This is a genomic window from Catenisphaera adipataccumulans (assembly GCF_014202755.1).
GTDB classification, from domain to species: Bacteria; Bacillota_I; Bacilli_A; order Erysipelotrichales; family Erysipelotrichaceae; genus Catenisphaera; species Catenisphaera adipataccumulans.
The window spans coordinates 356,752-368,636 of sequence record NZ_JACHHK010000001.1; the positions used below are offsets into that span (position 1 = coordinate 356,752).

13 protein-coding genes, 1 tRNA gene and 1 other annotated feature (1 of these 15 running past the window's edge) are annotated in these 11,885 nt (G+C 47.8%); of the genes, 6 read left to right on the plus strand and 8 right to left on the minus strand.

The window, feature by feature from the left end; all coding sequences use genetic code 11:
• Positions 1 to 181 (minus strand) — a binding site (T-box leader) (it extends 27 nt beyond the left edge of the window).
• A gap of 81 nt (positions 182 to 262) precedes the next feature.
• Together HNQ47_RS01950 and HNQ47_RS01955 are read right to left on the minus strand one after the other, a co-directional pair.
• Complete coding sequence (locus tag HNQ47_RS01950) at positions 263 to 805, minus strand: DNA-3-methyladenine glycosylase I (protein WP_183326991.1); 543 nt, start codon at positions 803 to 805, stop codon at positions 263 to 265.
• Complete coding sequence (locus HNQ47_RS01955; protein WP_183326993.1) at positions 792 to 1,385, minus strand: L-threonylcarbamoyladenylate synthase; 594 nt, start codon at positions 1,383 to 1,385, stop codon at positions 792 to 794. The genes HNQ47_RS01950 and HNQ47_RS01955 overlap by 14 nt, the downstream gene beginning before the upstream one ends.
• Positions 1,386 to 1,454: 69 nt before the next feature.
• On the opposite strand from HNQ47_RS01955, the gene mnmE reads away from it, so the two are divergent.
• On the plus strand, positions 1,455 to 2,780 hold the full coding sequence (mnmE, locus tag HNQ47_RS01960; RefSeq protein WP_183326995.1) for a tRNA uridine-5-carboxymethylaminomethyl(34) synthesis GTPase MnmE: 1,326 nt from the start codon (positions 1,455 to 1,457) through the stop codon (positions 2,778 to 2,780).
• Here mnmE and HNQ47_RS01965 read toward each other — a convergent pair.
• Both HNQ47_RS01965 and HNQ47_RS01970 read right to left on the minus strand, forming a co-directional pair.
• Entirely contained in the window at positions 2,751 to 3,899 is a 1,149-nt protein-coding gene (locus HNQ47_RS01965) for an alanyl-tRNA editing protein (protein WP_183326997.1), read from the minus strand. The two genes, mnmE and HNQ47_RS01965, sit on opposite strands and share 30 nt — an antisense overlap.
• The gene (locus HNQ47_RS01970) at positions 3,883 to 4,656 is read right to left on the minus strand and encodes a DeoR/GlpR family DNA-binding transcription regulator (RefSeq protein ID WP_183326999.1); all 774 of its coding nucleotides are present in this window, start codon (positions 4,654 to 4,656) and stop codon (positions 3,883 to 3,885) included. Before HNQ47_RS01970 ends, HNQ47_RS01965 begins: the two co-directional genes overlap by 17 nt.
• Before the next feature lie 147 nt (positions 4,657 to 4,803).
• Here HNQ47_RS01970 and hxlA point away from each other — a divergent pair, with 147 nt between their 5' ends.
• Genes hxlA through HNQ47_RS01985 form a run of 3 tightly spaced genes read left to right on the plus strand, consistent with a single transcriptional unit; the run spans position 4,804 to position 6,948 of the window.
• Positions 4,804 to 5,430 (plus strand): 3-hexulose-6-phosphate synthase, encoded by a 627-nt coding sequence (gene hxlA / locus HNQ47_RS01975; RefSeq protein ID WP_183327001.1) that lies wholly within the window; start codon positions 4,804 to 4,806, stop codon positions 5,428 to 5,430.
• A gap of 9 nt (positions 5,431 to 5,439) precedes the next feature.
• Positions 5,440 to 6,000, plus strand: a complete 561-nt coding sequence (gene hxlB, locus HNQ47_RS01980; protein ID WP_183327003.1) for a 6-phospho-3-hexuloisomerase — start codon at positions 5,440 to 5,442, stop codon at positions 5,998 to 6,000.
• A 3-nt stretch (positions 6,001 to 6,003) separates the two neighbouring features.
• Entirely contained in the window at positions 6,004 to 6,948 is a 945-nt protein-coding gene (locus HNQ47_RS01985) for a type I phosphomannose isomerase catalytic subunit (RefSeq protein WP_183327005.1), read from the plus strand.
• A gap of 11 nt (positions 6,949 to 6,959) precedes the next feature.
• Here the strand turns inward: HNQ47_RS01985 and HNQ47_RS01990 are convergent, their stop codons facing one another.
• Both HNQ47_RS01990 and HNQ47_RS01995 read right to left on the minus strand, forming a co-directional pair.
• Positions 6,960 to 8,180, minus strand: coding sequence for a sensor histidine kinase (locus HNQ47_RS01990; RefSeq protein WP_183327007.1), 1,221 nt, complete (start codon positions 8,178 to 8,180; stop codon positions 6,960 to 6,962).
• Positions 8,177 to 8,851, minus strand: coding sequence for a response regulator transcription factor (locus tag HNQ47_RS01995; protein ID WP_183327010.1), 675 nt, complete (start codon positions 8,849 to 8,851; stop codon positions 8,177 to 8,179). The genes HNQ47_RS01990 and HNQ47_RS01995 overlap by 4 nt, the downstream gene beginning before the upstream one ends.
• A gap of 99 nt (positions 8,852 to 8,950) precedes the next feature.
• On the opposite strand from HNQ47_RS01995, the gene HNQ47_RS02000 reads away from it, so the two are divergent.
• Both HNQ47_RS02000 and HNQ47_RS02005 read left to right on the plus strand, forming a co-directional pair.
• Positions 8,951 to 9,025 (plus strand) — tRNA-Glu (locus HNQ47_RS02000).
• Positions 9,026 to 9,147: 122 nt separating this feature from the next.
• Entirely contained in the window at positions 9,148 to 10,395 is a 1,248-nt protein-coding gene (locus HNQ47_RS02005; protein WP_183327012.1) for a peptidoglycan bridge formation glycyltransferase FemA/FemB family protein, read from the plus strand.
• Between the two features lie 117 nt (positions 10,396 to 10,512).
• Here HNQ47_RS02005 and HNQ47_RS02010 read toward each other — a convergent pair whose 3' ends face one another.
• Both HNQ47_RS02010 and HNQ47_RS02015 read right to left on the minus strand, forming a co-directional pair.
• On the minus strand, positions 10,513 to 11,187 hold the full coding sequence (locus HNQ47_RS02010) for an N-acetylmuramoyl-L-alanine amidase (protein ID WP_183327014.1): 675 nt from the start codon (positions 11,185 to 11,187) through the stop codon (positions 10,513 to 10,515).
• 19 nt (positions 11,188 to 11,206) lie between these two features.
• A complete protein-coding gene (locus tag HNQ47_RS02015; protein ID WP_183327016.1) occupies positions 11,207 to 11,863 on the minus strand; it encodes an N-acetylmuramoyl-L-alanine amidase in 657 nt (218 codons plus the stop codon).
• Positions 11,864 to 11,885 lie beyond the last annotated feature (22 nt).

Sequence of the window (11,885 nt, forward strand, 5' to 3'; positions counted from 1 at the left end):
CCTGGTTCATCTTTCCGATTGCCCGGAAAGACCTCATTGACCGTAACGGTCCGTTCTTTAATGCAGAACATACAAACAGCTCCCAAGCCTTTTTTCCTCTCAAATGCCGTACTTTCTTTCCACCGCCGAAAGCTCTCTTTGACTTTGTGTTGAGACTACTCCTCTTGTTCAACGCCTTAACGAAATTATCCTACAAAACAATGGAAACTTTGTCAATGATTTTCATTTTTGTCCCAGCATTGTAAAACATCTTTTCAGGATATTATGTTCTCCAGTCACAGTCCTCGGCATGCCCATTGATCACACCGATGCTTTGTAAATAGGCATACATCGTCGTCGATCCGACAAATTTCATGCCTCTTTGCTTCAGATCCTTGCTTACCGCATCGCTCAGCGGTGAAGTCGTGCGCATCGTATACGGTTCACAAACGATTTGTCCATTGGTAAAATGCCAAATGTAAGCATCGAACGAACCATATTCCTTTTGAATTTCCATAAAATGTACGGCATTGGCAATACTGGCTTCGATCTTCCGACGATTGCGGATAATCCGGGCATCGTTCATCAAACTTTGTATTTTATCTTCATCAAATGCCGCGACTTTCTTCACATCAAACTGGTCAAAATCCTGCCGGAACGCTTCCCGTTTATGCAGGACACACGCCCATGAAAGGCCGGCTTGAAACGTTTCCAGTACGAGCATCTCAAACAAGACTCGATCGTCATGACACGGCTTTCCCCACTCCTGGTCATGATACGCCTGCATTTGTTCATCGGGCGTTTCTGCCCAGCTACATCGCGGCATCTTTCAGCTCCTGCAGCTTGATCGGCCCCTGACGCAGGATCTTTAGTTCCGGACCGGTGCAGTCGACGATCGTGCTGGCCCATAAGTCTTTGCATTCGCCTTTGACACAGCCGTCAATATTGGGCAGCTGCACCAACGCATCATCATAAGTCAGTGCGGTCGGTGCCCCTGATTGATTGGCACTTGTCACAAACAGCGGGGTATCCAGTTTCTCGATGACTTTCAAAATAAACGCATCATCCGGGATCCGCATCGCGATGGTATGCAGCCCGTTGGTAAAGACCGGATCGATCTTGCTTGGCAGGATCAGCGTCAGCGGTCCTGGCAGAAACGCATCGATCAATTTACGTGTACGCGCATCCACCGCAGCGACCCGTTCCATTTGATCGGCATTGGCCACCATCATCGGGATCGGCTTGGTTTCCGGCCGATGTTTGGCATGCTTCAGATGATCCAGATCTTCTTTCGTTCCGTATATGACACCGACGCCGTAGACTGTATCCGTCGGCATCGCAATGATTTGATGATTTAAAAAAGCCCGTGCAACTTCATCAACTTGAGTTTGATCGTATAGTTTCATGTTCGGGGGTCCTTTCTTTTTACCAATTATAACAGAATATGCTAGAATTGGTAAAAAAGGAGAGTGCTCATGTTTGAAACTACCATCGCCGCTATTTCAACTCCGTTGGAAGAAGGCGCGATTTCAATTGTACGCGTCAGCGGCGACGATGCCGTTGCGATCGTACAATCTATTTTTGACCGAGATATCACGCACGTGAAAAGCCATACTGTTCATTACGGCTTTATTGTCGACGGCGGCGAACCGGTCGATGAAGTACTGGTCAGCGTCTTCAGAGCGCCAAAAACCTATACCCGTGAAGATATCGTGGAAATCAGCTGCCACGGCGGTGTATTCATCACTCGTAAAATTCTGACATTAGTGCTTGGACACGGCGCACAGATGGCCCGCCCCGGGGAATTTACCGAACGGGCATTTTACCATGGCCGTATCGATCTGACACAGGCAGAAGCCATTAAAGATATGATCGAAGCAACCAATGAAACAGCCGGACAGATGGCCGTCAAAGGCATCCGCGGCAGCATCCGTGCATTGATCCAGCCGCTGATCGATCAGATCATGGACATCATCGCTCAGATCGAAGTCAACATCGATTATCCGGAATACGAAGATATCGAACAGCTCACCAATGAGAAACTGCTGCCGATGATCAATGAATGGCTGACTGACATTTCCGCCATCCTGCGCCGGGCACAAACCGGTCAGATGGCCAAAAACGGGATCGATACTGTGATCATCGGCCGTCCGAATGTCGGTAAAAGCTCGCTGCTGAATGCACTGTTGGAAGAAGATAAAGCCATCGTCACCGACATCGCCGGTACGACCCGGGATCTAGTTGAAGGACAGATCCGCATCGGTCCGGCTCAGCTGAACTTGATCGATACCGCCGGCCTACGTCATTCCGATGACAAGATCGAACAGATCGGCATCGAAAAAACAGTCGAAAAGTTAAAACAGGCCCAGCTGGTCCTGTTGGTCCTGGACGGCAGTGAACCGCTGACCGATGAGGATCAAGAACTGCTCGATTTAACGAAAACAAAGACCCGTTTGATCGTCCACAACAAGTCTGATCTGACCGAAGCACCGACTGAAGGAATCTGGATCAGCGCGCAGAACCATGATATTCAAGCTCTGCTCGATGCACTTACCGATCTGTATCAAAAAGACATCATAAAAAAAGATCCGCTGCTTTCCAACGAGCGCCAGATCGGTTTGATCATGCAGGCACAAAGCGATATGCTTCATGCCAAAGAAGCACTGGAAGCCGGAATGGAGCCGGATCTTGTCGAAATTGATATTCAGTCTGCCCACAACCACTTGAAAGAAATTTTCGGTGAAGTTTCGCGGGAAGATCTGCTGGATACATTATTTTCCAATTTCTGTCTCGGTAAATAACGTAGTAAAATATTCTCTGACCGCATCAACCTCCGCCTCGATACGGCCCTGCACCATTTCATCGCTGCCGCCGCCTTTTCCTGGTAAAACAGCGTGCATCGCCTGCTGCACAGCACGAGAATGTTCGGCACACAGCGCATACTGTCCCTGACTGATGACCATGCAGACCTTGGGATGAACGGTCTTGTTCAGCAGGTCGCAGCCATTGCGCAGTTCATTCATCGTCAGACCGTCGATCGACTCCAGGACCAGCGGGCAGCCCGGTGCATAGTTCTGAGCCAGATGTTCAAATAATGTTCTCACCAAAATGCCGATCTTTCGGCTTTTTTCATGGTCTTTATTCAATGTCTTTTCCACGGCTTGATCCACCGCTGCCGGCCGGGCAGCCAAGGCATGAGAGATATGGATCACCTGACGATGCTTTGCCTGATAGTCTGCCAGTGCCCGGCTGCCGCAGATCATCGTGATCCGCGTCGCGTGTTCATGGGCCTCGCAGCTTAAGATCTTGACCAGGCCGATCTCCCCGGTCGCACTCACATGCGTGCCGCAGCACGCACAAATATCCACACCAGGAATCTCGACGATCCGAACCGCACCATCAATGGCTTTTTTTGACCGATACGGCAAGGCAGCCAGTGTTTTTTCATCCGGATACCAACATTTTACCGGCAGATTTTGATAAATCGCTTCGTTGACCTTCCGTTCGACCAATTCAGGGTCTGTTACGTTGCCGTTAAAGTCGATCGTGATCACATCGCTCATATGAAAGCCGACATTTTCCAGTCCATATAACGCATGGATCACGCCGGAGACCATATGTTCGCCGGAATGCTGCTGCATAAGATCAAACCGATGCGCCCAGTCAATTCGGCCGTGCACCTGTCCGGATACGGGTGCCTTTGTATAATGAACGATCGTATCATCGACGCGCTGCACATCGACGACCGGTACATCATTCAGGGTCCCGATATCGGCCGGCTGGCCGCCGCCTTCCGGGAAAAAAGCAGTCTGATCCAGTACGATTTCATAAAACTGCCGGCCTTTTTCACAGCGCAGCACAGCCGCATCAAATTCTTTTAAATATACATTCTGTTCAAATAATTCATTCATCTTTTTCATTTCCTCCCGCCTGAATGATCCTCGGCACATCTTTGATGCGCTGTTTTTGTGCCAGCGTGATCACATTGGTGATCAGGACATCAAACATCGCAAACGACGCAAAGGTGTAGATCCCCACTTTTTGAAACTTTGAGGCATCACATAGCAGGACCTTTTTCGATGCCTGACGCAGCACATGCTGCTTGACTTCCATTTCTTCATAGGCAAACGTCGTCGGACCGGCCCGATTGCGGAAGCCGTCGCAGCCCATGAAGGCCGTATCAATATGGATCGAATCAATGTAGGTATTCGTAAAGGCACCGGTGGCCGCTTTGCCGCGTTTTAGGATCTTGCCGCCGGTAAAAATCAATTCATGCCGCATATCCGTCACCAACTGTGCGATCGGCAGTGAATTCGTCGCGATGATCAGGTCTTTTTTCAGCGGCAGCAGTTTAGCCAATGCCAGCGTCGTACTGCCTGGACCGAGAAATATCACCGTGTGATCCTGGATCAGCGGCAAAGCTGCACGGGCAATGGCTTTTTTCCATTCGGCATGCTCCATTTGTTTGCGGTCGACCGATGCTTCCTTCAGTTCGGCCGTCATCGCCCCGCCATGGGTCTTCACCAACAGTCCTTCCTGTTCCATGCGTGAAAGATCCTTGCGGATGGTTTCCATGCTGACGGAAAAATGCGCTGCCAATTCATTCACCCGGACTTCTCCTTGGGTCAGCAGCTGCTGATAGATTTCATCTTGTCTGGTCTGAGTTTTCTTTGACATAATCTTAGTATAGCAGAAGCTTGGCTTTCTGTGTGCTTTTTTGAAAAAGCCAAGTTTATTAAGTTGTTTTTAAAAAAATACCAAGAATTTCATTGTACACATTCTGCTAATTTTCTATACTGAGCATGAACCAAGGAGGAATGAAAAATGAAACTACAAGCTGCACTTGATACATTGACATTAGATGAATGCCTGGACCTGCTCAAGGAAACAAACGGTTCGGTCCAGATCGCAGAGGTGGGCACGCCCTTTGTGATCAAAGAAGGAATGCGCCCGGTTCGCGCCATCAAGAAAGCCTTCCCAAATATCGAAGTTCTGGCCGACACCAAGATCATGGATGCCGGAGAATTTGAAGCCGATGCCTGCTTTGAGGCCGGAGCGGATATCGTCACCGTTTTAGGCGTATCCAACGATGCGACCATCGCCGGTGTGGTCCGCAGCGCAAAGAAATACGGCCGCAAGGTCATGGTCGATATGATCGAAGTTCAGGATCTCGCCAAACGAACGGCAGAAGTTGATCAGATGGGCGTCGATTATATCTGTGTTCACACGGCCTTTGATGTACAGGCAACCGGCAAAGATCCGCTGGATGATCTGAAAGTAGTCAATCAAGTGATCAAAAACGCTAAATCAGCCGTGGCCGGCGGTGTCAAACTGGCAACGATCGATGCGATCGTCAACGAAGGTGCTGAAATCATCGTAGTGGGCGGTGCCATCTGCAATGCCGATGACCGGGCCGCCATGGCCAAAGCCCTGCAGGGACGTTTAAAATAGGAGGAACATATGAACAACCAAGAATACGCAAAAATCATTCTGAATGAATTAAACCAGACCATTCCGCATATCGATGTTGACAAAGCGGAACAAATGAAACAATTGATCTTACAAGCAGATGAGATCTTCTGCGCCGGTGCGGGACGCTCCGGTTTCCAAGTCAAAGGCTTTGCGATGCGCTTGATGCATATGGGACTGAAAAGCTATGTCGTCGGTGAAACCTGCACGCCGAACATTGGCAAAGACGGTCTGCTGGTCATTTGTTCCGGCAGCGGTTCCACCAAGAGCTTGGTCTGCCATGCTCAGAAAGCCAAAGACATCGGTGCTAAGATCGCATTGATCACGATCGATCCAGATTCACCGATCGCACAAATGGCCGATGTGGTCATTGAAATCAGTGCGCCAAGCCCGAAAAGCGCAAAAGCCGGTGCCATCACTTCGATCCAGCCGATGGGCTCTTTATTTGAACAAAGTGAAGGCTTATTCATGGACTGCATGATCATGATGTTGATGGAAGCCAAACACATGGACAGCGATACGATGTTCGGCCGCCATGCCAACCTGGAGTAGCTTATGGAAGATGTATTATTTCTGAAATCGATCATGGTCGATAAGCCTTACGGCGGTCAAAAGATCCAGAAACGTTTTGGCTTTACCGAAGCGTTGGACCGTAAAGTCGGTGAATACTGGGCAATCAGTGCCCATCCTAACGGCATGAGTCGTATTGCTCAGGGACCGTATGCCGGTCAGACGCTGAAGGAAGTTTATGAAAATCACCGCGAACTCTTTGCCGATGATCCGCATGAACGCTTCCCCTTGCTGATCAAGATCAATGAAATCAACCGGCCGGTTTCCGTCCAGGTCCATCCAGATGACGCTTACGCCATGGAACATGAAAACGACAGCGGCAAAGCGGAATTGAATGTATTTTTCGATGTTGAACCGGGAACAAAACTGATCCGTGGCCATAACGCCAAGACCCGTGAAGAACTTCGCCAAGGCATCGAAGCAGGAGACTGGGACCATTTATTACGCCGGATCCCGGTCAAAGACAACGATTTTACCTACACGCCGCCAGGTACGATCCACGGTATCGAAGGCAAGCTGATGATGGCAGAAGTCCAGCAGTCCAGCGACGTCACGTATCGTCTGTACGACTATGACCGGACCGATGCAAATGGAAAGAAACGCCCGCTGCATATTGAACAAGCCATTGCCGTCACGACCGTTCCGTTTCAGGAACCGGAAGTGCATCCAACGGTTCGTCACGAAAACGGCAATACGATCACCCGTTATGTGAGCGTGCCGACCTTCACCGTCACGCGCTATGAAGTGACAAATTCTGTGACGGTCGATAATCCGACTTATTCTTGTGTCCTGTTGTTAAGCGGCAGCGGCACACTGAAAGTCAACGGCAGTACAGAGGACATCCGGGCCGGTCAGGGCATGATCATCACCGCAAATGCAAAAACATTCCAGTTATCCGGCAAAATGGACGTATTGGTCAGCCGCATATAAAAAAGGACGTGTTATCCTTCGAATATGAAGGAGAAACACGTCCCGTTTTCTTTTGAGCTCGTGGCTTTAATATGAATATGATACATATCAGCGATCTCTTTGGCAATGGCCAGGCCTAAGCCGTAACCGCCTTCATAGACACGCGATTTATCCACGCGGTAGAATCGTTCAAACAGATGCGGAATGGCTTCGGGCGGAATGTAACTGCCGCTGTTCTGCACCATCATCCGGATCTTGCCGCCTTCCCGATACAATTTAAAATGGATGACGCCGCCTTTGGGCGTATACTTGATCGCATTATCCAGGAAGATCATCATGAACTGTTTGAATTGATTCGGATCTCCCGAATAAATCAGATCATCTTCGATCTCCGATTCCAAGGTCAATTCTTTTTCATACGCGATCGTCTCACAAGGCAGCGTGCAGCTCATGGCGATTTCACTTAAATCGCAGCGGATCTTCTGCTTCGGCACACGGTTGGCATCGTGTTTGGCCAAAAACAACAGATCTTCTACCAGTTTTTTCATGCGCATCGCTTCGCTTTGAATTGACTGCACCCATTGTTTCTGGGCTTTCACCGTTTCCTCGTCGTGTTCCAGCAGAATATCGCTGTCTGCCAGTATCACGGTCAGCGGAGTTTTCAGTTCATGGGACGTATCTGCCACAAATCGTTTTTGCCGATCCCAGGAATCCTGTACCGGCTTGAGGATCCAGCCGCTCAAGAAATAGGCCAGCACAAAGAAAGCTGCACAAGCCGCGACCCCCAATTCCACTGAAACGATCAGCTGCGAGCGCATATTGCTGACTTCTTTCCGCGCATCGATCACTACGATCCGATAGCCGTCACCCGTCTTCTTCCGACGATAATAAATATTTGAATCTTCTTTCAGCATTCCCGATGAGGGCTGTCCCTGCACGATATCGATGACATCTTCAACATCTTCATCGCTCATCGAGTACACACCGCTGGAATAGTTGACCAATTCGTAATCCGATGTCACATCGATGGTCACGACATTTCCCATGTGCTTCGGTTCATGATCATCCGCACTGCCCGGTGAAAAGGAATCACTGTCGTTTGCTGGATTCATGGCATATTCGAATGTTTCTTCAATGCCGCTTTGGATCCGCTTGTAATTGGTATACGTCTCCATGCCAAACACGAATACAAGGACCATCACCACAAACAACATCGTAATAGCGATAAATTTTCGGCGAAGTTTTCGTATCATTCTGAGACCTCAAACCGGTAACCAACACGGCGTATCGCCTTGATGGTCACCTTGCTTTTGAGGAATTTCAGCTTTTTTCGTAAGAAAGAAATGTATACCTCAACATTGTTGTCGATGGCTTCGCTGTCCATTCCCCAAACCTGCACGATCAGATCTTCTTTGGTCGTGATCATTTCCGGATGCTCCATCAGAAGTTTCATGATTTCAAATTCTTTATAGCTTAAATGAATATGCTTCTCATGGCAGTACAGTTCACAAGTTGACAGTTCCAGGGTCAGATCTGCAAAGTCCAGATCATTGATCACAACTTCCCCTTTCCTGCGGGTCATCGCCCGGATACGGGCAATTAATTCCGTCCGGTCAAATGGTTTGGTCATATAGTCATCCGCACCGACATTCAGACCTTTGACCTTGTCCGGCACTTCATCCAGCGCCGAAAGCATCAGCACCGGCGTTTCAATTTTATTTTCACGCATCTCCTGCACAATTTCAAAACCGTTTTTATGCGGCAGCATGACATCCATGATGATACAGTCATATAAACCGCTCAGCGCATAATCGGCGCCGTCATTCCCGTCATAGACCGCGGTCGTCTGCCATTTCTCTTCTTTCAGCATCTGGCAGATCACGGTTGCCAGGTTTTTTTCGTCTTCCACCACGAGAATATTCATATTTCGCCCTCCTGCTTTTATAATATAACAGGAATCTGAAAGAAGTCTGAATAAATTGTAGAAATTCAAGTAGTTTCATGTTAGAATACTTAGGTGCATGGCGCGTTCGGCAAGCGGTTAAGCCACAGCCCTCTCAAGGCTGTATCACGGGTTCAAATCCCGTACGCGCTACCATCGAATTTAACGCGCTGGAACACAGCGCTTTTTTATTCAAAAAAGAACTACTCAGTTCATAACAAAAAAGTATGGTACAAAATTGAAAAAATAAGTTACTATCAATAGCAGAGGTGAAATTCATGTACATTCAAGACGCAAGCGCCGCGCAGTTTGAAAAAAGTCTATCCGCATTCAAACAGCGCGATTTTTTACAATCCAGCTTTGAAGGCGAAAAAATGAAAAACAATGGCTGGGCGGTCCGGTATCTTCTCGTCTATGAAAAGGAAACGCTTTATGCCTGTGCAGTGGCTGTCATCGGCCGTGTGATGAAATTATATACCTATGCGTATATCCCGCGCGGTATCCTATTCACTGAAGAAGGTCTGCAGCATAAAGAAGAAGCCGTTTCACAAATTCATCAAACCCTAAAAACTGAAAATAAATGCATATACGTCATTACCGATCCCAAGATCATCCTGCAGGAACGGGATAAAAACGGTGATATTGTAGAAGGCGGCATCAATAACCAGGCCGTTGTCGATGAAATGACAGCGATGGGCTACCAGCACCTGCCGCTGACAAAAGGCTACGACGACAGTCATCAGGCACGCTGGCAGTCCGTGCTTACATTAAAAGGGCAAGATCGTGACAGCCTCTTTCATGCTTTCAGCAAGCGTACCCGGCAGAACATCAAAAATACGCTGAAGTATCATATTAAAGTCCGGAAACTGGAGCGGAACGAACTGCACCTTTTAGCTGAGATGGTCGAATTGTCAGCGCAAAAACAACATTTTGACACCTTGCCGCTGTCCTATTATGAGCAGCAATATGATTGCTTTGGGGATCATGCCCAGGCTTATTACACCTATTTGGATATTGATAATTATGCCCAACAGATCCAAAGCCAGCTTGAAGAGAAAGAAAAAACGATTCAGGAAGCAAAAGAAGCATTGGCACAGAATCCCCATTCAAAAAACGCCAACAGTCGGTTAAAGGTAGCTTCTTCCCATATCACTGCCTTGGAAAAACGCCGGCAGGATGCACAGGATCTGCACGAAACGTATGGTCATGAAGTAGGCTTAGCAGCGGCGATGTTCATTTTCTATGGTGATGAAGTCGTTTATTTGATGAGCGGTGCCAATGAAGATCTTCGGCGTTTCCATGGTCCGTATGCCCTGCAGTGGTACATCATCCAAAAAGCGTTGGAAGAAGGATATGACTACTATAATTTCTACGGCATCAGCGGCTATTTTGAACCCGATCAAGAAGGTTACGGCGTCTTTGATTTCAAGCGCGGATTCAACGCCCACGTTGTCGAACTGATTGGTGTCTTTGAATATCCTTTACGTCCAAAATTATATTCTCTCTACAAAAAGAAAGCGTCTTGATCAAAATATCCAATGAAAGCACTGTACGGGTGCTTTTTTCTTTTGCCTGTTTCTTTGCCATTCCATTCCTTTTTTGATCTTGCTTCATAATAAAAAGACAAGATCTTCGATCTTGTCTTAGTTATTTTGATGAATATACTGCACATAAGCGGCTGCGATCGCTTTCGCATAGGCTTTCACAACTTTTTTCTTCTTTAATTGTTTCAATTCTGTACTATTGGAGATATAACCCACTTCAAACAGCATTGCCGGAATTTTTTGCTTGCTGACGACATAGAGCGGATATTGATCTGTTGTCGTTAATCCGTTGTCGGCTTCATAGCCGGCTTTTTTCAGATTTTTGGCAATGATTTTATAAATTTTTTTGCTGGCTTTATCTTTCGGACGCACAAAGGCGGCATATCCTTCCATGGACGTATCTTCCGATGAGTTCATATGGATCGAGAGAAAATAGCCCGCATGCCGTTTCTTCGCAATGATGACCCGGCGTTTCAGATCTGCATCCTCATCATCCCGTGCCCAGGATACCTTGTCACTGTTGCGGGTGTACAGGACTTCGATCGACGAATCCAGTTTCTCGATCTGGGCTCCGATCTTCTTTGCATACATCAACGTCAGATCTTTTTCCAGTGTTTCAGAATCCGCTGCTACTGTGCCGCCATCGTACCCGCCATGACCAGGATCGATCATGACGACCACCTGATCATCTGACTCGGCACGCACCGGCATCATTACACATAGAAATAAAGCGGCAATGATCCAAGCAGCCGCTGTTTTTTTTAAAAATTTCATAGTTTTATTCTACCATATTTTAACTTGATTGGCCTTCAATATAGTCCGAATAAGCCTTCGCAATAGCAGCTGCAATGGTATCCTGATTATCGGAATCCTGCAGATCTGCCAATTCGGTTTCATTGGTGATGAAACCTGCCTCGAACAACATCGACGGAATGCTCAATTGATCGACCACATACAACGACTGATTTTCGGTCGTCTGCGTCCCACGATTATACTCCCATCCTGCTGCATCCAGATTGTCTGCGATCATCGACGCGATCTTCTTGCTTGCATCATCGGAATCCTTCACATAAGCACAGTAACCATAAGCACTTGTATCATCCGCAGAATTTAAGTGAATTGATAAATAATAATCTGCCCCTGCTTCTTCGGCAATGGCAACACGCTCTTTCAGATCTTCCGACTCATTGCTCGGCCAGGAGACCGAATCACTTGAACGTGTATAAACAACTGTTATATTACTGTTTTCCGCTTCCAGTTTCTCGCCGATCTTCAGTGCCAGCGAAAGCGCCAGATCTTTTTCTTTTGTGCCGTCATCCGCAATCGCGCCTGTATCATAGCCGCCGTGTCCCGGATCGATGACCACGACGACCTGATTCTGCCGGTGATACAGATAGAAACCGGCGGCCGCCACTGCAGCCGCCAGGATAATGATCAGAACTTTTTTCATGCCTTTACGATACATTCTGTAC

Excerpts from the sequence above, each read along its gene's own strand:
- HNQ47_RS01950 (WP_183326991.1), bottom strand. The coding sequence starts at position 805 with ATGCCGCGATGTAGCTGGGCAGAAACGCCCGATGAACAAATGCAGGCG.
- HNQ47_RS01955 (WP_183326993.1), bottom strand. The coding sequence starts at position 1,385 with ATGAAACTATACGATCAAACTCAAGTTGATGAAGTTGCACGGGCTTTT.
- mnmE (WP_183326995.1), top strand. The coding sequence starts at position 1,455 with ATGTTTGAAACTACCATCGCCGCTATTTCAACTCCGTTGGAAGAAGGC.
- HNQ47_RS01965 (WP_183326997.1), bottom strand. The coding sequence starts at position 3,899 with ATGAAAAAGATGAATGAATTATTTGAACAGAATGTATATTTAAAAGAA.
- HNQ47_RS01970 (WP_183326999.1), bottom strand. The coding sequence starts at position 4,656 with ATGTCAAAGAAAACTCAGACCAGACAAGATGAAATCTATCAGCAGCTG.
- hxlA (WP_183327001.1), top strand. The coding sequence starts at position 4,804 with ATGAAACTACAAGCTGCACTTGATACATTGACATTAGATGAATGCCTG.
- hxlB (WP_183327003.1), top strand. The coding sequence starts at position 5,440 with ATGAACAACCAAGAATACGCAAAAATCATTCTGAATGAATTAAACCAG.
- HNQ47_RS01985 (WP_183327005.1), top strand. The coding sequence starts at position 6,004 with ATGGAAGATGTATTATTTCTGAAATCGATCATGGTCGATAAGCCTTAC.
- HNQ47_RS01990 (WP_183327007.1), bottom strand. The coding sequence starts at position 8,180 with ATGATACGAAAACTTCGCCGAAAATTTATCGCTATTACGATGTTGTTT.
- HNQ47_RS01995 (WP_183327010.1), bottom strand. The coding sequence starts at position 8,851 with ATGAATATTCTCGTGGTGGAAGACGAAAAAAACCTGGCAACCGTGATC.
- HNQ47_RS02005 (WP_183327012.1), top strand. The coding sequence starts at position 9,148 with ATGTACATTCAAGACGCAAGCGCCGCGCAGTTTGAAAAAAGTCTATCC.
- HNQ47_RS02010 (WP_183327014.1), bottom strand. The coding sequence starts at position 11,187 with ATGAAATTTTTAAAAAAAACAGCGGCTGCTTGGATCATTGCCGCTTTA.
- HNQ47_RS02015 (WP_183327016.1), bottom strand. The coding sequence starts at position 11,863 with ATGAAAAAAGTTCTGATCATTATCCTGGCGGCTGCAGTGGCGGCCGCC.